The sequence below is a fragment of the Pseudomonas sp. SWI7 genome, from assembly GCF_006351945.1.
Lineage (GTDB): Bacteria > Pseudomonadota > Gammaproteobacteria > Pseudomonadales > Pseudomonadaceae > Aquipseudomonas > Aquipseudomonas fulva.
This window is the reverse complement of the sequence record NZ_CP040930.1, coordinates 4,124,230-4,142,436: the sequence shown is the minus strand read 5'-3', so window position 1 is coordinate 4,142,436 and position 18,207 is coordinate 4,124,230. Positions and strand designations below refer to the sequence as shown.

Sequence of the window (18,207 nt, the reverse complement as noted above, 5' to 3'; positions counted from 1 at the left end):
ACAGCGGCTGCGCACCAGACATGGCGCTGTGCCGACTGTCGGAAAAAGGAAACTATTCAATCGGACCACGCCACATCCGCTTGAAGGCGTTGTCTCTTTGGATCCGAATCCATTGCTACATCACCGCCGCACCGGGATAATGCGCGCCACTCGATGAACGCACCACCCCTGACAGGCAGGCGCCGACACGTTCGCTCGGCATGGAAGCCCCTCAGGGCGGGAAGAAAACCACCGTGATCACCTTCAACATCACCCAATGGCGTGCATGGGCTCCGGGCCTTTCGGCGCCTGCCGACTGGCACGCCTGGGCCAGTGGCAATTCGCCATCGGGTGCTGACGCCTGCGCGCCTGACGTGGCCTTTCTGCCGGCCATGCAACGCCGTCGGCTGAGCCACATGGCGCGCATGGCGTTCGCGGTGGCCTGGCCATTGGCAGAGGGCCAGCCGCCGCTGCCGCTGGTCTTCGTGTCACGCCACGGTGAAACACCCCGTACGTTTTCGATTCTGGGCGAACTGGCTGCGGGGCAGCCGCTGTCACCTACCCAGTTCAGCCTCTCGGTGCACAACGCGGTCATCGGCCTGTGGTCGATCCTGCGCGGTTCCACCTGCGAGATGACGGCACTGGCCGCCGCGGGGGATGGTTTCGAGCAGGGCGTGGTGGAAGCCGCAGCGCTCATGGCTGATGGTGCCCCAGCCGTGCTGTTGATCGTTACCGAAGAACAGCCGCCGCCGGCCTATGGCCCCTGGATAGACGACGTCCCATTCGCCTATGCGCTCGGCCTGTTGCTGACCCCAGGCCAGCAATGGCAGCTGGCGCCCGGCCAGGTCGCCGCATCACCGGCAGTGCCTGGGCTGCCTCACGGCTTGGCCTGGCTCAAGGCCATGCTCAACGGCCGCACCGATTTCACTCACACAGGGAAGCGTCGTACATGGAACTGGCACCGACAGCCGTGAGCAGGTCAGGCGATGCCTTCATATGGCGCCTGTTGGCCACCGCGACGAGCTTTATACTGTTTGGCATGGGCTGCCTGACCCTGCGGCTGTTCGTGTTTCCGCTGCTGGCCTGCCTGCCCGGTGGCCGGGTGCGCCACCGCGAGCGGGCCCGGCGCACCATCAGCTGGTTGTTCTGGCGCTTCGTGCAGTTCATGCGCGCCATGGGCGTGCTGACGTACGAAATCGAAGGGGCCGAGCGCCTGGGCCGGCCGGGTCAGATGATCATTGCCAATCACCCCTCCCTGATCGACGTGGTGTTCCTGATCGGCCTGGTACGCCAGGCCAACTGCGTCGTGAAGCAGAGCCTGTTCGACAACCCGTTCACACGCGGGCCGGTCAGTGAGGCGCAATACATCGGCAACGATGGCAGCATGGACATGCTCGACGCCGCCGTCGCCTCGCTGCAGCAGGGCCAGACCTTGGTGATTTTCCCGGAAGGCACGCGCACCTCGCCCGGCCAGCCGCCGGCCTTTCACCGCGGCGCGGCTGCGATTGCCCTGCGCGGTGCAAGCGTCATCACCCCAGTCACCATCAAGGTCAGCCCAACCACGCTGACCAAGAACGAACCCTGGTACCGCATCCCTGGCAGGCGTGTGCACTTCACCCTTTCGGTGGGCCCGGACGTGCATCCCGACGCCTACGCAGCGCTGGGCCCTGCACCCAAAGCTTCCCGCCTGCTCAACGACTACCTGCACAACTACTACATCAAGGAGCTCGCCGCCGATGAGCGCGCCACAGCAAGACCTCAACCGTGATCTCAAGCAACTGATCATCGACGCCCTGGGCCTGGAGGACATCAGCATCCAGGACATCGACGACGAACAGACCCTGTTCGGCGAAGGCCTGGGCCTGGATTCGGTTGATGCGCTCGAGCTCGGCCTGGCCATCCAGAAGCGTTATGGCATCAAGATCGACGCCGATGCCAAGGACACCCGCAACCATTTCAGCAGTGTCGCCGCCCTGGCGGCGTTCGTCACTGCCCGTCAGGCCGCCTGAGATCGCATCATGCAAACCCGTGAAGACATCTTCAACATCCTGCGCGACGCCTTGGTCGAATTGTTCGAGCTCGAGCCTGAGCGTATCAGCCTGGACGCCAACCTTTACCAGGATCTGGAAATCGACAGCATCGACGCCGTCGACCTGATCGATCACATCAAGCGCCAGACAGGCAAGAAGATAGCCGCTGACGAGTTCAAGTCGGTGCGTACCGTCAACGACGTGGTCGAGGCCGTGTTCCGCCTGGTGAACCCGGAGGCATGAAGCGACTGATCGGCGCCGGCCTGCTGATTGCCGGGCTGGTGTATCCGTTCGCCGTGCATTTCGGCATGGCGCACTACGCCCCCTGGCAATTTGGCCTGCTGCTCGGCGGCCTTTGGCTGGCACGTGCGCTCAGCGCCCCTCGTCGGCCCGGCAGCCTGTGGATGGCAATTGCCGCCCTGCTGTTCTGTGGGCTGCTGGGGCTGTCGGACAGCCAGGCACTGCTGCGTTGGTATCCGGTGCTCATCAGTACCTTCATGCTGGGGCTGTTCGGTAGCAGCCTGCTGCACGGCATGCCGGTGGCCGAACGCCTGGCACGCTTGAGCGACCCAGCGCTGCCACCGCGCGCGGTGCGTTATACCCGGCAGGTCACCCAGGCCTGGTGCCTGTTCTTTTTGCTCAACGGCCTGATCGCGGCCGCGCTTACGCTGTGGGCGCCGTTGGGCTGGTGGACGCTCTACAACGGCGTGATCGCCTATGCCGCGATGGGCGTGCTGTTCGCCCTCGAATGGCTGATTAGACAACGTGTGCGAGGACGCTCATGAACTGGATCAACCTCCAACACCTGCTGCTGCCGCTGGATGCGCCGCGCCAGGTGACCCAAGCCCCTGTCCTGGACCATGCCGAACTGAGCCAGCAGGCACTGCGCCTGGCCGGTGGCCTGCGTGCGCGGGGTGTTCGCCGATTGGCGGTGCACCTGGAGGACGCCGCGCAACTGGCCGCTGCCCTGCTCGGTGCATGGCGGGCCGAGGTTGAGGTCTTGCTGCCGGCCGACCTGCAACCGGCCACACGCGAGCGCTGGAATGCCCACGTAGACCTGTGGCTCACGGATCAGGCTGAGGATACGCTGCCCGACGACCTGTTCGACGCGCCCTTGCCACCTGCCGTTCTGGACTTGGCCCGGTGCCGCATCAGCCTGTGCACCTCCGGGTCCAGCGGCGAGCCCAAGCGCATCGACAAGCAGCTCACGCAACTGGCCAGTGAGGTGAACGCGCTGGAGCACTTGTGGGGCGAGGCTCTGGGCCCTGCCTGGATCATCGGCAGCGTCGCCACCCAGCACATCTACGGGCTTTTGTTCCGCGTGCTGTGGCCCTTGTGCGCCGGGCGTGGTTTCGAGCGCCGTCAATTGCCGTTCCCCGAAGACCTGCAACGGGCCAGCCGCGCCCACCCGGCCTTTGCCTGGGTCGCCAGCCCGGCGCTGCTCAAGCGCATGGGGGAAAACCTCGACTGGCCAGCCCTGCAACCGGTGCGCAAGGTGTTCTCGTCGGGCGGTGAGTTGCCCGCCGATGCGGCCGAGCGCCTGCACCAGCGTCTCGGCCAATGGCCGGCAGAGATCCTCGGCAGCTCGGAGACCGGCGGGATCGCCTGGCGCCAGGGGCAGCCCTTGTGGCAGCCGTTTGCCGGTGTACAGGTCAGCCAGAATGAACAGGGCGCGCTGTGCATCGCCTCGCCCTACCTCCCTGCGGGGCATGTGGAGCACAGCGCCGACGCTGTCGAATTCTCATCAGATGGGCGCTTTCGCTTGCTAGGGCGACTGGATCGGATCGTCAAACTCGAAGAAAAGCGCATTTCGCTGCCCATGCTCGAACAGGCCTTGTGCACGCATCCATGGGTGTCTGAAGCACGCCTTGGCATGATCGAAAACGGCCGGGCCAGCCTCGGCGCCCTGCTGGTGCCGACCCCCGCAGGCTTGCACGCCCTGCGCAACCAGGGGCGGCGGGCCTTGGTCGAGGCCCTGCGCAGCCACCTGGCAGGCCACTGCGAGGCGCTGGCACTGCCCCGCCGCTGGCGCTTGGTGCAGCACTTGCCGCTCAACAGCCAGGGCAAGCTGACCCAGGTTGCGCTGCAGGCATTGCTGCTGGCGCCTCGCAGCATGGCACCGCATGTGCTGGAGCAGCATCGCGAAGGTGACGAACTCCAGCTCAAGCTCGGCGTGCCCCTGGACCTTGCCTGTTTCCCGGGGCATTTTCCCCGCACGCCCGTGTTGCCCGGTGTGGTCCAGATCGACTGGGCCGTCGCGCTGGCCGCTGAGCTGACCGAGTCGCCGCTGCGCTTTGCAGGCATGGAGGTGCTCAAGTTCCAGCAGTTGGTGCGGCCCGGCGATGAGCTGGCGCTGAGCCTTCGCCTGGACAAGGCCCGCGGTAAGCTTTACTTCGCCTTCGCCTGTGCCGGTCAACCGTGCTCGAGCGGCCGGGTTCTGTTGGAGAACGCCTGTGCATAAGCCCTGCGCGGTGATCCCGGTTTACAACCATGAACAGGCCGTTCCGGCGGTCGTGGACGACTTGCTGCGCGCGGGCCTGCCCTGCGTGCTGGTCGACGATGCCAGCGACGCAGGCTGCGCGCAGGTGCTCGCCCGGCTGGCCCAACAGACGAACGTGTTTCTGGTCACCCTCCCCGTCAACCAGGGCAAGGGCGGTGCAGTCATGGCCGGCCTGCGCGAGGCAGCGAGACTGGGCTTCAGTCATGCGTTGCAGGTCGATGCCGACGGCCAGCACGACCTGGGCGATGTGCAGACGTTTCTGGAACACTCCCGTCACGCCCCCCAGGCACTGGTGTGCGGTTATCCACAGTACGACGCCAGTGTGCCCAAAGGGCGGCTGTACGCGCGCTACCTAACCCACGTCTGGGTGTGGATCAACAGCCTGTCGCTGCAGATTCCCGACTCCATGTGCGGGTTTCGGGTCTATCCGCTGCCAGCCACGCTGGCCTTGATCGACACCGTGCGACTTGGCAAGCGCATGGACTTCGACCCGGAAATTCTCGTGCGCCTGGCCTGGCGCAACCAACCAATGCGCTGGCTGCCGACGCGGGTACATTATCCACAGGATGGCCTGTCGCATTTTCGCCTGGTCCACGACAACGCACTGATTTCCAAGATGCACGCCAAGCTGTTCTTCGGCATGCTGGTGCGCGCACCGGCGATCCTCTGGCGTCGGTGGCGGTCATGAGCGAACCGTCGCAGCACTGGGCCGACCACCAGGAGCGGGGCAGCTTCTGGCTGATGAAGCTGACCGCCGCCCTGGTACGGTTGCTAGGCCGCCGCGTGCTCAGCCCATTGATCCACTTGATCGTCGCCTACTTCTTCCTGTTCGGCCGCCGTGCCCGCCGCAGCGCGTGGCAGTACCAGCAACGCTTGCGCCAGTGGAACGCCGGGCAGACGCCTGCCCCTGGCTCATGGCAGGTCTTTCGTCAGTTCATGGCCTTTGCCGAGGCCCTGCTGGACAAGCTTGACGTGTGGAACGGCAAGCTGCGCATCGAGGATATCGAAATCCACGACCCTGCCGGCCTGCGTCAGCAACTGCGCGGCGCACGCGGGCAGATGCTGGTGGGCGCCCACCTGGGCAACCTGGAAGTCTGCCGGGCCCTGGCCGAAATCGGCGAGCAGGTGACCATGAACGTGCTGGTGCACACCCGCCATGCCGAGCGCTTCAACCGCTTGCTGGGCGAGGCGGGCGCCACCAACCTGCGGCTCATCCAGGTCAGCGAGCTGGACCCTGCGGTGATGCTGCAACTGTCCGAGCGCCTGGAGCGCGGTGAATGGCTGGCCATCGCGGGTGATCGCGTGCCGCTGCATGGCGGGCGTACCGTCGAGGTGGACTTCCTGGGCCACCGCGCCGCCTTCCCGCAGGGCCCCTGGTTGCTGGCGGGCATGCTCGAATGCCCGCTCAACCTGCTGTTCTGCCTCAAGCACGACGGCCGCTACCACGTCACCCTCGAGCCCTTTGCCGAACGCCTGCAATGGCGACGCGGCCAGCGCGATGAAGTCATCGCCCAGTGGGCCGCCCGCTACGCCGATCGCCTGGGCCACTACTGCACGCGCGCGCCCCTGCAGTGGTTCAATTTCTACCCTTTCTGGAAGACCGATGACGATGCAAGCGCATGAACCTGTCACGTTCGGCGAATCGCCGCTGGCTATCGAAGACGTCGTGGCGCTGGCCGAAGGCCGTGCCACGGCACACCTGCAGGGCGATGCCGCCTACCGCGAGCGCATTGCCCGCGGGGCGCGCTTTCTCGACACCCTGCTCGACAAGGAAGGGGTGATCTACGGCGTGACCACCGGCTACGGCGACTCCTGTGTCGTGGCCGTGCCGCTGGAACACGTCGAGGCGCTGCCACGCCACCTCTACACCTTCCACGGTTGCGGCCTCGGCAAGCTGCTGGACGCCTCGGCCACACGCGCAGTGCTGGCTGCACGCCTGCGGTCGCTCAGCCACGGGGTATCCGGTGTTCGCCTGGAACTGCTCGAGCGCCTGCGCGACTTCATTGCCCACGACGTCCTGCCGCTGATCCCCGAAGAGGGTTCGGTAGGCGCCAGTGGCGACCTCACCCCGCTGTCCTACGTGGCCGCGACGCTCTCGGGCGAGCGCGAGGTGATGTTCCAGGGCCAGCGCCGCCTCAGCGCCGACGTGCACCGCGAACTGGGCTGGCAGCCCCTGGTGCTCAGGCCCAAGGAAGCCCTGGCCCTGATGAACGGCACGGCAGTGATGACCGGCCTTGCGTGCCTGGCGTTTGCCCGCGCCGATTATCTTCTGCACTTGGCAACCCGCATCACCGCACTGAACGTGGTTGCCCTGCAAGGCAACCCCGAGCATTTCGACGAACGCCTGTTCGCCGCCAAGCCACACCCTGGCCAGGCGCAGGTCGCCGCCTGGCTGCGCCAGGACCTGGCGATCGACGCACCCCTGCCGCCCTTGCACCGCCTGCAGGACCGCTATTCGCTGCGCTGCGCGCCGCACGTCCTGGGGGTACTGGCCGACAGCCTGGGCTGGTTGCGTGGTTTCATCGAGACCGAGCTCAACAGTGCCAACGACAACCCGATCATCGACGGTGATGCCGAGCGCGTGCTGCACGGTGGGCATTTCTATGGCGGGCACATCGCCTTTGCCATGGACAGCCTGAAAACCCTCGTCGCCAACGTGGCCGACCTGCTCGACCGACAACTCGCGCTGGCGGTGGATGTGCGTTACAACCACGGCCTGCCGAGCAACCTGTCGGGCGCACCGGCCGAGCGCGCCATGATCAACCACGGTTTCAAGGCTGTGCAGATCGGGGCCAGCGCCTGGACTGCCGAAGCGCTCAAGCAGACCATGCCCGCCAGCGTGTTTTCGCGCTCCACCGAATGCCACAACCAGGACAAGGTGAGCATGGGCACCATTGCCGCCCGCGATGCCCTGCGGGTCCTGGAGCTGACCGAGCAAGTCGCCGCCGCTGCGTTGCTGGCCGCCAACCAGGGCGTCTGGCTGCGCAGCCAGCAGCCCCAGGCACACGCGCTGCCCCCTGCGCTGGCGCAGATGCACGAGGCGTTGTTGCAGGAGTTCGCGCCGGTCATCGAAGACCGGGCGCTGGAAGGCGAGCTGCGCCACTGCCTGGTGCGCATCGGCCAACGTCACTGGAGGCTGCATGCGTAACCCTGGCGTTTTCCACGTCGACACCGAAGTCATCGTGCCGTTTTTCGATGTCGACAGCATGCATGTGGTCTGGCATGGCCATTATGTGAAGTACCTGGAAGTGGCGCGGTGCGCCCTGCTCGACCGCCTGGCGCACAACTATGTGCAGATGCAGGCCAGCGGCTATGCATGGCCGGTGATCGACCTGCAGCTGCGCTACATGCGCGGCGCCACGTTCGGTCAGCGCCTGGTGGTGCGGGCCAGCCTGGTGGAATGGGAAAACCGCCTGAAGCTGCATTACCTGATCAGCGATGCCGTGACCGGCGAGCGCATGACCCGTGCCAGTACGGTTCAGGTGGCCGTGCACATCGACAGCGGCGAGATGCAGCTGGCCTCGCCGCAGGTCATGCTCGACGCCGTGCAGCAGGTGTTGTCATGAGTGCTGCGCTAAAACGGCTGGCCTGCGTGCTGGCAACGTTGGCGGTGCTGATCGTCAGCCCCTTGAGCGCAGCCTTTGACCTGGACGCCCTGCAACACCAGCTCAGCGCACCTGCGGTGGTCAAGGGCCCCTTCATTCAGGAAAAACACCTGCGTGCCCTGCCCCAGCCCTTGCTGAGCGAAGGTGAGTTCGTGCTTGCCCGTGATCATGGCCTGCTCTGGATGCTGCATACGCCACTGCGTCAGGACTACCGGATCGACGCCCATGGCATTGCCCGGCGCGACCCGAGCGGCTGGCAAGTGCTGCCGAGCCGCAGCGCCGGTGCACAGCAAAACCAGTTGTTCTTTGCCGTGCTGCAAGGTGACAGCACCGGGCTGCAGCGTGATTTCGAACTGGCCTTGAGCGGCGATTCAACCCAGTGGCAACTGCGTCTGATCCCACGCTCGTTGCTGCTCAAGCAAATCTTCAGCCGCATCGATATCAGCGGCGGGCGTTTTGTGCAGCGCATCGAGCTGAGCGAGACCCAAGGCGACAGCACCGTGTTGCGCCTGCCTGAAAGCACCGGCGCTGCCGAGCTGAGCGACGTGGAGCGCAGTGACTTTGCCGACTGAACGCCAGTTGCCGCGCCTGTTCGTCTGCCTGCTGCTGATCATGCTGGCCGTGGCCGGCTGGCAGTGGCACCGCGGCGCGCCCTTGTCCGCCGACTTGATGACGCTGGTACCCGGAGCGACCCAGGATCCGCTGGTGCAACAGGCCGAGCAGCGGATGCAGGAACCGCTGAACCGCGAGTTGCTGCTTCTGGTCGGCCACGCTCAGCGTCAACAGGCAGTGGCGCTGGCACAACGGTTGGCGGATCAGTGGCAGGCCACTGGCCTGTTCGAAAAGGTGCAGTGGAGCCTGGACACCGACCTGCAGGCGGTGCGTGATCAGTTGCTCAAAGGTCGCCTGGCCATGCTGCCGTCATCTGACCGGCAACAATTGCAGCAGGAGCCGGACGCCTTCGTGGCGCAGCGCGTCCAGAGCCTGGTCGATCCCTTCGCAGGGTTCAGCCTCGTGCCAGGCCAGGATGACTGGCTAGGCCTGACCGGGCGTATCCAGAATGCCCAGCCCAAGCCCGCGAACGTGGAACTGGACACCGCCAGCGGTGCCTTGATTGCCCAGGCCGAAGGGGATTACTGGGTGCTGGTGCGCGCGCGCACCCTGGGCAATGCCTTCGACATGCACCTGCCCCTACAGGTCGCGGACTTGCTGGCCCAGGCGCGTGTGCAGGCAAGCGCTGTCGATGCGCAGTTGCTGGCCGCCAGCGGCCTGCTGCACGCGGCCGCCGGCCAGCAGCAAGCCAGCCGGGAGATCACCTGGGTAGGCGGCGGGGCAACGCTGGGCATCTTGCTGTTGCTATTGCTGGCCCTGCGCAGCGTGCGTGCGCTGCTGGCGTTCCTACCCGTGCTGGTCGGCATGCTGTTCGGTTCAGTGGTGTGCGTGGCGGTGTTCGGCCAGATGCACGTCATGACCCTGGTGCTGGGCTCCAGCCTGATCGGCGTCGCGATCGACTACCCCCTGCACTACCTGACCAAGAGCTGGAGCCTCAAGCCCTGGCAAAGCTGGACGGCCGTGCGCCTGACCCTGCCAGGCATGAGCCTGAGCCTGGCCACCAGTTGCATCGGCTACCTAGCATTGGCCTTCACCCCGTTCCCGGCGCTGACCCAGATTGCCGTTTTCTCCGCCGCTGGCCTGTTGGGCGCCTACCTCAGTGCGGTGTGCCTGGTCCCGGCCCTGCTGAGCAAGGCGCAGCTGCAACCTGCCGATTGGCCAATGCGTATCGCGCAGGCGCTCACCCGCTGGCGTGAGGCATTGCTGCGCAAAGTACCGAGCGCAGCGCTGTTGGCCCTGCTGCTGTTGTTCTGCGCCAGCGGCCTCTGGCACCTGCAGACCCACAACGACATCCGCCAATGGGTGGGCACGCCGCCGCAACTGTTGCAGCAAGCCCAGGCAGTGGCACGCATCACCGGTTACCAGCCCACCAGCCAGTTCTACCTGGTGCGGGCTGCCGACCAGCAGCAATTGCTCGAACGCACCCAACAGCTTGGGGCCAAGCTCGATGAGTTGGTCGCGCTGGGCAAACTCAAGGGCTACCTGAGCCTCGGCCAGCTGGTCGCAACCCCTGCCGAGCAAGCACAGGTGCGCGAGGCCCTGGCCACGCTAACGGCGCATTGGCAGCCGCTGGTGGCGCTCGGCGTTCCCCAGGCGGCCTTGGCCGCTGAAGTCGCGCAACTGCGCGCACTGCCACTGCAGCGTATCGACGACGTGCTGGCAGGCCCGTTGGGCGAGGCATGGCGGCCCTTGTGGCTGGGCAGCACAGGTGACGGCGTGGCTGCCATCGTCAGCCTGCAAGGCTTGTCTGACGCCGCCCTGTTGCAGTTGCAGGCGCAGGGCCTGCCCGGTGTACAGCTGGTTGATCGTCTTGGCGAGCTGAACCAGTTGTTCGCCGCCACCCAGGTCAGCGCAGCGGAACTCAAACTGCTTTCGTGTGCGTTGATTCTGATGCTGCTGGCAATGCCTTTCGGGTTGCGGGGTTCTTTGCGCATCGTTGCCCTGCCGCTGTTGGCTGCTCTGTGCAGCCTGGCGAGCCTCGGCTGGCTGGGCGAGCCGTTGACACTGTTCAGCCTGTTCGGATTGCTGCTGGTGACGGCCATCAGCGTCGACTACGCCATCCTCATGCATGAGCGCATCGGCGGCGCCGCGGTGAGCCTGCTCGGAACCTTGCTGGCTGCGTTGACCACATGGCTGTCGTTCGGCCTGCTGGCCCTGTCCAGTACGCCGGCAGTCAGCAACTTTGGCATGGCGGTAAGCCTGGGCCTGGTGTTCAGCTTCCTGCTGGCGCCTTGGGCAGCGCCTCGCGAGGGAGCGCACGACCGCTCATGATGATCGCCGTCTTCTGGGCGCTGGCGCTGGCGCTCTTCACCCTGGCCAGCAGGCTGGGCAAGCGCCTCGGGCTGATCCCGATCGTCAGCCATCTGTTGCTGGCAACACTGGTACTCCCTGCCTTGATGGGTCTGTGGGTAACGCCGCACTGGCAATTGGAGGGCACTGCGTTAATCGCACCAGCATGGGTAAAAGCCCTCTACGGCGGCAGTTTCGCCTTGTTGCTCGGTCATATCCTGATCGACGTGCTGGCGCTGCGCCCGGACCGACAGGCGCTGAAACTTGCCGTGCCCAGCTTCCTGCTGCCGTTCCTCTGCGGTATCACCTGCGCGATCTGGGTGATAGGCCTGAGCGGGGTCGGTGCACTGGCACTTGGCCTGGTGTTCGCAATCACCGCCATACCGGTGCTCTACCTCTATCTCCAGGCAATCGACTATCCCCCGGCGGCCAGCCGGCGGTTGTTGCAGGCTGCCATCTTGATCGACCTGGCGTGCTGGCTATTGCTAGGTGTGGGCCAAGGCAGCCTCGATCCCGGCACACTGGCCGTGCCGCTGTTGGCGGCGCTGCTGCCATGGCCGTTGCACGCGCTGGGTCTGCGCGCGCCTTCGCTGTATGGCGCGTTGTTCCTGGTGCTGCTGTTCATTGCCGAACACTACAAGCTCAACGCACTGATCCTGGGGGTTGGCTACCTGGCGTGCCTGGCCTGGCTCAAGGTCGCGGCGGCATTGCCGCTGCCAGAGCGGTACAACCGCCGCGTGCAACAGGGCTTGGCGGTCCCCATGATCCTGACCTACGGCGTGGTGCAGATCGATGCCCACCAGGCCCTGGGGCAGTTGGACGCGTGGCAGCTAGTCGCCTTGCTGGTGCTTCCGATCGCCAGCAAGTTGCTGGGCAACTGGCTGGGCCTGTGCTGGGCTGCTGCGTCGCCCGGCGCTGACGGCAAATGGCGCGAAAGCCTGCTGCTGAACATTCGCGGCCTCAGTGAAATCGTTTTTCTCAACCTGCTGCTGTCCCAGCAGTTGATTACCCCAGCGGTGTACTTCGCGCTCATGCTGATGAGCCTGGTCGCCACTCTGATGCCGGCGCTGGCCGGCCTTCATCGCCTTCCGCTCAACACAGAACCCATGGCAAGGAGCCCGCATGCCAACCCTTGAAACCCAACAACGCCAGGTCCTGGTCATCGGCGCCGGGCCTTCCGGTGCCATCGCGGCGGCCTTGCTCAAGCGCAGCGGGCACGACGTGCTGGTGATCGAGCGTCAGCGCTTCCCGCGCTTTTCCATCGGCGAAAGCCTGCTGGCGCACTGCCTGGACTTCGTCGAAGAGGCGGGCATGCTGGATGCCGTGCAGGCGGCAGGTTTCCAATACAAGAATGGTGCTGCTTTCGCATGGGGCGACGAATACACCGCCTTCGACTTCGGGCAGACCTTCACGCCAGGCAAGACCAGCACCTTCCAGGTGCAGCGTGCTCGCTTCGACCAAATACTGGCCGACCAGGCCCAAGCGCAGGGCGTGGAGATCCGCTACGAGCATGAGGTGGTCAGCGCCGACATGGGCGGGCTACAGCCACAGGTGCGTGTGCGCCGGCCTGATGGCAGCGAGTACGTGCTCCAGGCACAGTTCGTCCTGGATGCCAGTGGCTATGGCCGCGTGCTGCCGCGTCTGCTGGACCTTGAAGCCCCGTCCGCCTTCCCAGTACGCAAGGCGGTCTTCACGCACATCGAAGACCGCATCGACCACCCCGGCTTCGACCGCGACAAGATCCTCATCACCACCCACCCCGAGCACCGTGACATCTGGTTCTGGACCATCCCCTTCAGTGATGGCCGCACCTCGTTGGGGGTAGTGGCTGCCGCTGAGCGCTTTGCCACTGCCCCTGACGACCTCGATGCGTGCCTGAAGCACTTCGTGGCGCAAGCGCCCGCCCTGGCCAAGGTGCTGGCCAATGCAGTCTGGGACACCGCGGCTCGAACCATCGGCGGCTACTCGGCCAACGTGAAAGCCCTGCATGGGCCGGGTTATGCGCTGCTGGGCAATGCCGCAGAGTTCCTCGACCCGGTGTTCTCCTCCGGGGTCACCATCGCCATGCGCTCTGCCAGCATGGCTGCAGGCCTGCTGCATCGCCAACTGCAAGGGGAGGCAGTGGACTGGCAGAGCGCATTTGCCGAGCCGCTGCAGCGTGGCGTCGACACCTTCCGTGTCTACGTGGAGGGCTGGTACGACGGCAGCTTCCAGGATGTGATCTATCACCCCGGCAGCTCACCGGAGATTCGCGCCATGATCAGCTCCATACTGGCCGGGTATGCCTGGGATACACGTAACCCGTTCGTCGCCGAGCCTCGGCGCCGGCTGCGTACCCTGGCTGAACTGTGCGCAAGGGACACCCCATGACCCAGCGCCCGTTCCTGAGCGAGACTTACGTGGAAGAAACCCGCATCGGGTTTCGCTTCCTGAGCAGCCACACCTGGCAGCATCACGTGCTGCGGGTGGCGATCGATGACCTCGCCCGACTCTTCGCAGGCGCCCTTCCCCAGGCGCCGGTTCTGCTCGATGCCGGCTGCGGGCAGGGCAAGTCGTTCAAACACCTGCAACGGGTATTCGCCCCCTCCAGGCTGCTGGGCACCGACGCCGATCCGCACAGCCTCGACCTCAGCGCAGCCGAGGCCAAGCGGCTGGGCATCGAGGTGGAATTGTCTGGCGGTGACTGCGCCAGCCTGCCCTACCCCGATGCCAGCATCGATGTGCTGTTCTGCCATCAGACCTTTCATCACCTGGTCGAACAGGAAAAGGCCCTGGCCGAGTTCTACCGCGTACTCAGACCGGGCGGCTACCTGCTGTTCGCAGAATCCACCCAAGCCTATATCGATACCTGGGTGATTCGCTGGTTCTTCCGTCACCCCATGCACGTGCAGAAAAGCGCCGAAGGTTATCTGCACATGCTGCGCATGCAGGGGTTCGCGTTCGGGCCCGACAACGTGTCCTATCCCTACCTGTGGTGGAGCCGGGCCAAGGACTTCGGCCTGCTGGAGCGTCTGGGCCTGCGCAAGCCACCTCCCGTTGGCGAACGCGATGAAACGCTGGTCAATGTCGTGGCTCGCAAGCCCTTGGAGCACGCATGAAAACCTGGATGGCGCTAGTCCTTTGCCTGATGCTCGGTGCCTGCGCCGCCAGGGCCCCGCTGCCCGCATCCCCCCCGGCGCTTGCCCTGCCGCAGCAACTGCATGTGGAGCGTACCCAGGCCGGTCAGCGCCAGGACTGGCTGCTGGTGATCCAGGACGAGGGTGGCCGCCTGCGCTGGTCGCTGCTCGACCTGCTGGGTATTCCCCAGGCGCGACAAGTGCTGGACGGCCAGCAGTGGCAGGCCGACGGCTTGCTGCCACCCGACCCGGCGGCCCGCGAGTTGTTCGCCGCCGTGCTGTTCGCCCTCACGCCACAGGACCAGTTGGCCCGGTCGTATCCCCAGGCCCGGCAGGAGCAGGGGCAGCGTTGGCTGGGCAAGCGCTGGCGAGTGACCTACCGCACGGCCCACGCCTTCGACTTGCACTTGGACCAAGGCCTGCGCTATGTAGTCGCCCCCCTGCCCCGTGAGCACACACCATGACCGCCTACCTCAATGCCCTGGGCCTGATCTGCGCCCTTGGCCATGGCCAGGCCGAGGTCGCCGCACGCCTGTTCGCCGGCGACTGCTCAGGAATGCGGCCGGCCGCAGGCTGGATCCCCGAGCGCCAGCCTCCGGTGGGAGCCGTGATGCAGCCACTGCCAGCCGTCCCCTTGCCGGAGCAGCACAGTCGAAACAACCAGCTGCTGTACGCCGCCGCGTTGCAGATAGAGCCCGCCCTGCGCCAGGCGATCGCACAATACGGCGCCCACCGTGTTGGGGTGGTCCTGGGCACCAGCACTTCGGGCATCGCCGAAGGCAGTGCCGCCATTGGCCACTTCCTGGCGGGCGGCCACTTCCCGGCCGATTATCACTATGACCAGCAAGTGTTGAGCGCGCCGGCCGACTTTCTCGCCGACTGGCTGCAACTCGGCGGCCCGGCCTATGTGATTTCAACCGCGTGTACCTCCAGCGGCCGAGCACTGCTGAGCGCTCGGCGCCTGCTGGACCTGGGCGTGTGCGATGCAGTGCTGTGCGGCGGCGTGGATAGCCTCTGTCACCTCACGCTCAATGGGTTCAGCGCCCTGGAAGCGATCAGCGAGCACCGCTGCAATCCGCTCTCGGCCAACCGCGACGGCATCAATATCGGCGAGGCCGCCGCCTTGTTCTTGATGACCCGCACACCCGAAGCGCAAGGCGAGCGTATCGCCTTGCTCGGCGCGGGCGCCAGTTCCGACGCGCACCACATCTCCGCGCCCGACCCAACTGGCGCCGGTGCCTTGCAGTGCATGGGCAAAGCGCTGGACAATGCGGGGCTTGAGCCCGCGCACATCCATTACCTGAACCTGCACGGCACCGCCACGCCCCATAATGACGCCATGGAAAGCCTGGCCGTCGATACCCTGTTCGGCGCCGGCCTGCCCTGCTCATCCAGCAAGCCGATGACGGGCCACACCCTGGGCGCTGCCGGTGCGCTCGAGGCAGCGTTCTGCTGGCTGAGCCTGAGCAGGCACAACCCGTTGGGTTTGCTGCCGCCGCACGTGTGGGACGGTCAGCCCGACCCTGCCCTGCCTGAACTGACCCTGGTCGACGGCAGCCAGCGCCTGGCAACCCATGGCCCACGCCGACTGATGAGCAACTCGTTCGCCTTCGGCGGCAACAACGTCAGCCTGATTCTTGGAGACACCGCATGATCACCTGGCCCCTGGCCGAGCTGCTGCCCCATGCTGGCGACATGATCCTGATCGATCACATCGAGCATTGTGACGAGGAGCAGATCAGCACCCGCACCACCGTACGGCCCGGCGCACTGTTCAATCGCGCCGATGGCAGCCTGCCGGCCTGGTTCGGCATCGAATTGATGGCCCAGAGCGTGGCCGCCTATGCCGGCTGTCGGGCACGGCGCAATGGGCAAGCCGTCGAGCTGGGTTTCCTGCTCGGTGCCCGCAAGTACACGTGCGATGTCGAGTCTTTTCCGGCCGGCGCCCAATTGCATGTGCACGCCCAGCGTTCGCTCGAAGACGAGAACGGCATGGGCGTTTTCGAATGTCACCTGCGCGGCCCCGGCATCCACGCCACCGCCCGCCTGAATGTGTACCGCCCGCCGCAAGCGGCCAGCTACCTGGCCGAAGCGGGCCCTGAGGAGCCCCTGTCATGACTGATACCATTCTGGTGACCGGTTCGAGCCGTGGAATCGGCCGCGCCATCGCCCTGCGCTTGGCCCGCTCGGGCTACGACCTGGTGCTGCATTGCCGCAGCGGCCGGGCCGACGCCGACGCGGTGGCCGATCAAGTGCGCGCGTTGGGGCAGCAGGCACGGGTGTTGCAGTTCGACATCGGCGAACGTGCCGCCTGCCGCACAGCGCTCGAAGCCGACGTGGAGGCCCACGGCGCCTATTACGGCGTGGTGTGCAATGCCGGCCTGACCCGCGACGGCGCTTTCCCGGCGCTGACCGACGAGGATTGGGACCAGGTGCTGCGGACCAACCTGGACGGTTTCTACAATGTGCTGCAGCCGCTGACGATGCCCATGATCCGCCGCCGTGCGCCGGGTCGCATCGTCTGCATCACCTCGGTTTCGGGGCTCATCGGCAACCGCGGGCAGGTCAACTACAGCGCGTCGAAGGCGGGCCTGATCGGGGCGGCCAAGGCCCTGGCAATCGAATTGGGCAAGCGGCGCATCACCGTCAACTGCGTAGCGCCCGGGCTGATCGACACCGCCATGCTCGACGAACATGTGCCGGTAGACGAACTGATGAAGATGATCCCTGCCGGGCGCATGGGCACCGCTGAAGAGGTAGCGGGCGCCGTCAACTTCCTCATGTCGCCGGAGGCCAGCTACATTACCCGCCAGGTGCTGGCGGTCAACGGGGGGCTGTGCTGATGCGTCGCGTGGTCGTCACCGGCATGGCCGGCATCACCTCGCTGGGCAACGACTGGGCAACCATTGCCGGTCATTTCGCCAGCCAACGCAGTGGTATCCGCCGCATGGACGAGTGGGACCGCTTCGAGGAAATGAACACGCGCCTGGCAGGGCCCATCGATGATTTCAAGGTCCCGGCGCACTGGACGCGCAAGCAGCTTCGCAGCATGGGCCGGGTGTCCCGCCTGGCCGTTGGCGCCGCCGAACAGGCCCTTGCCGATGCAGGCCTGCTCGGCGACCCGAGCATTCGCGACGGCCGCATGGGCGTGGCCTGCGGCTCGTCCACCGGCAGCACCGACGAGATCAAGGCGTTCGGCAACATGCTGCTCAACTCGGTGGCCGACGGGCTCAATGCCAACTCCTATGTGCGCATGATGCCGCACACGACCGCCGCCAACATCAGCATTTTCTTCGGCCTGACCGGGCGCCTGATCCCCACGTCCAGTGCCTGCACCAGCGGCAGCCAAGGCATCGGTTATGCCTACGAAGCCATCAAGTACGGCCGCTTGCCGATGATGCTGGCCGGCGGTGCCGAAGAGCTGTGCCCGACCGAGGCCATGGTCTTCGATGCGCTCTATGCCACCAGCCTCAAGAACGACACACCGCACCTCAGCCCGCGCCCCTACGACTGCGGCAGGGATGGCCTGGTGATCGGCGAAGGTGCCGGCATGCTGGTGCTCGAAGCGCTTGAGCATGCACAGGCGCGGGGCGCGAAGATTCATGCCGAGATCATCGGTTTCGGCAGCAATGCCGACGGTCAGCACACGACCCGGCCTGAACAGTCGACCATGCGCAGGGCCATGGAGCTGGCGCTCGAAGACGCAGGCCTGGCCCCGGAGGCGATTGGCTATGTGAACGGCCATGGCACCGCCACCGAGCAAGGCGACATCGCCGAAACCCTGGCCACCAGCGGCCTGTTCGGCCCACGCATGCCCATCAGTTCGCAGAAGAGCTTCCTGGGCCATACGCTGGGGGCGTGCGGTGCACTGGAGTCCTGGTTCAGCATCGAGATGATGAACAGCGACCGCTATGTGCACACGCTGAACCTGGACGCGGTAGACCCTCGCTGCGGCGAACTGGATTACCTGCGGGGTGAGTTTCGCCATATGAACCACGGGTTTGTGATGAACAACAATTTTGCCTTTGGCGGGGTCAACACATCGCTGATCTTCCGCCGCTGGCCCTGACCCTCGA

Annotated in this window: 20 protein-coding genes; all 20 read left to right on the top strand. The window is 65.7% G+C overall.

Annotation, left to right across the window (positions count from 1 at the left end; translation table 11 throughout):
* Positions 1–200 precede the first annotated feature (200 nt).
* Genes FH041_RS18965 through FH041_RS18870 form a run of 20 tightly spaced genes read left to right on the top strand, consistent with a single transcriptional unit; the run spans position 201 to position 18,200 of the window.
* Positions 201–953, top strand: a complete 753-nt coding sequence (locus FH041_RS18965) for a beta-ketoacyl synthase chain length factor (RefSeq protein ID WP_173645885.1) — start codon at positions 201–203, stop codon at positions 951–953.
* Entirely contained in the window at positions 929–1,747 is an 819-nt protein-coding gene (locus FH041_RS18960) for a 1-acyl-sn-glycerol-3-phosphate acyltransferase (RefSeq protein ID WP_027913538.1), read from the top strand. The genes FH041_RS18965 and FH041_RS18960 overlap by 25 nt, the downstream gene beginning before the upstream one ends.
* Positions 1,716–1,988 (top strand): phosphopantetheine-binding protein, encoded by a 273-nt coding sequence (locus FH041_RS18955; RefSeq protein WP_027913537.1) that lies wholly within the window; start codon positions 1,716–1,718, stop codon positions 1,986–1,988. The genes FH041_RS18960 and FH041_RS18955 overlap by 32 nt, the downstream gene beginning before the upstream one ends.
* 9 nt (positions 1,989–1,997) lie before the next feature.
* A complete protein-coding gene (locus tag FH041_RS18950) occupies positions 1,998–2,252 on the top strand; it encodes an acyl carrier protein (RefSeq protein ID WP_027913536.1) in 255 nt (84 codons plus the stop codon).
* Positions 2,249–2,794, top strand: a complete 546-nt coding sequence (locus tag FH041_RS18945) for a hypothetical protein (RefSeq protein ID WP_125921863.1) — start codon at positions 2,249–2,251, stop codon at positions 2,792–2,794. Before FH041_RS18950 ends, FH041_RS18945 begins: the two co-directional genes overlap by 4 nt.
* Positions 2,791–4,470, top strand: a complete 1,680-nt coding sequence (locus FH041_RS18940; RefSeq protein ID WP_049695326.1) for an AMP-binding protein — start codon at positions 2,791–2,793, stop codon at positions 4,468–4,470. The genes FH041_RS18945 and FH041_RS18940 overlap by 4 nt, the downstream gene beginning before the upstream one ends.
* Positions 4,463–5,197: a glycosyltransferase family 2 protein gene (locus tag FH041_RS18935; RefSeq protein ID WP_059183560.1), complete on the top strand. Its 735-nt coding sequence runs from the start codon at positions 4,463–4,465 to the stop codon at positions 5,195–5,197. Before FH041_RS18940 ends, FH041_RS18935 begins: the two co-directional genes overlap by 8 nt.
* Entirely contained in the window at positions 5,194–6,132 is a 939-nt protein-coding gene (locus tag FH041_RS18930; protein WP_049695324.1) for a glycosyl transferase, read from the top strand. Before FH041_RS18935 ends, FH041_RS18930 begins: the two co-directional genes overlap by 4 nt.
* Positions 6,113–7,657 carry a histidine ammonia-lyase gene (hutH, locus tag FH041_RS18925; protein ID WP_371259655.1) on the top strand — a complete coding sequence of 515 codons (1,545 nt, stop codon included), beginning with the start codon at positions 6,113–6,115 and terminating at the stop codon, positions 7,655–7,657. Before FH041_RS18930 ends, hutH begins: the two co-directional genes overlap by 20 nt.
* Complete coding sequence (locus tag FH041_RS18920; RefSeq protein WP_027913530.1) at positions 7,650–8,075, top strand: thioesterase family protein; 426 nt, start codon at positions 7,650–7,652, stop codon at positions 8,073–8,075. The genes hutH and FH041_RS18920 overlap by 8 nt, the downstream gene beginning before the upstream one ends.
* Positions 8,072–8,686 (top strand): outer membrane lipoprotein carrier protein LolA, encoded by a 615-nt coding sequence (locus tag FH041_RS18915; protein WP_125921865.1) that lies wholly within the window; start codon positions 8,072–8,074, stop codon positions 8,684–8,686. Before FH041_RS18920 ends, FH041_RS18915 begins: the two co-directional genes overlap by 4 nt.
* Entirely contained in the window at positions 8,676–10,997 is a 2,322-nt protein-coding gene (locus tag FH041_RS18910; RefSeq protein WP_125921901.1) for an MMPL family transporter, read from the top strand. The genes FH041_RS18915 and FH041_RS18910 overlap by 11 nt, the downstream gene beginning before the upstream one ends.
* Positions 10,994–12,151, top strand: a complete 1,158-nt coding sequence (locus tag FH041_RS18905) for a sodium:proton antiporter (protein WP_125921866.1) — start codon at positions 10,994–10,996, stop codon at positions 12,149–12,151. Before FH041_RS18910 ends, FH041_RS18905 begins: the two co-directional genes overlap by 4 nt.
* Positions 12,138–13,385, top strand: coding sequence for an NAD(P)/FAD-dependent oxidoreductase (locus FH041_RS18900; RefSeq protein WP_125921867.1), 1,248 nt, complete (start codon positions 12,138–12,140; stop codon positions 13,383–13,385). Before FH041_RS18905 ends, FH041_RS18900 begins: the two co-directional genes overlap by 14 nt.
* Positions 13,382–14,113 (top strand): class I SAM-dependent methyltransferase, encoded by a 732-nt coding sequence (locus FH041_RS18895; protein WP_027913525.1) that lies wholly within the window; start codon positions 13,382–13,384, stop codon positions 14,111–14,113. The genes FH041_RS18900 and FH041_RS18895 overlap by 4 nt, the downstream gene beginning before the upstream one ends.
* The gene (locus FH041_RS18890) at positions 14,110–14,595 is read left to right on the top strand and encodes a hypothetical protein (protein WP_028686678.1); all 486 of its coding nucleotides are present in this window, start codon (positions 14,110–14,112) and stop codon (positions 14,593–14,595) included. The genes FH041_RS18895 and FH041_RS18890 overlap by 4 nt, the downstream gene beginning before the upstream one ends.
* A complete protein-coding gene (locus FH041_RS18885; RefSeq protein ID WP_027913523.1) occupies positions 14,592–15,785 on the top strand; it encodes a beta-ketoacyl-[acyl-carrier-protein] synthase family protein in 1,194 nt (397 codons plus the stop codon). The genes FH041_RS18890 and FH041_RS18885 overlap by 4 nt, the downstream gene beginning before the upstream one ends.
* Positions 15,782–16,249 carry a hotdog family protein gene (locus tag FH041_RS18880; protein WP_023532704.1) on the top strand — a complete coding sequence of 156 codons (468 nt, stop codon included), beginning with the start codon at positions 15,782–15,784 and terminating at the stop codon, positions 16,247–16,249. Before FH041_RS18885 ends, FH041_RS18880 begins: the two co-directional genes overlap by 4 nt.
* Positions 16,246–16,974 carry a 3-oxoacyl-ACP reductase FabG gene (gene fabG / locus FH041_RS18875; RefSeq protein ID WP_027913521.1) on the top strand — a complete coding sequence of 243 codons (729 nt, stop codon included), beginning with the start codon at positions 16,246–16,248 and terminating at the stop codon, positions 16,972–16,974. The genes FH041_RS18880 and fabG overlap by 4 nt, the downstream gene beginning before the upstream one ends.
* Positions 16,974–18,200: a beta-ketoacyl-ACP synthase gene (locus FH041_RS18870; RefSeq protein ID WP_027913520.1), complete on the top strand. Its 1,227-nt coding sequence runs from the start codon at positions 16,974–16,976 to the stop codon at positions 18,198–18,200. Before fabG ends, FH041_RS18870 begins: the two co-directional genes overlap by 1 nt.
* The last annotated feature ends 7 nt before the right edge of the window (positions 18,201–18,207 follow it).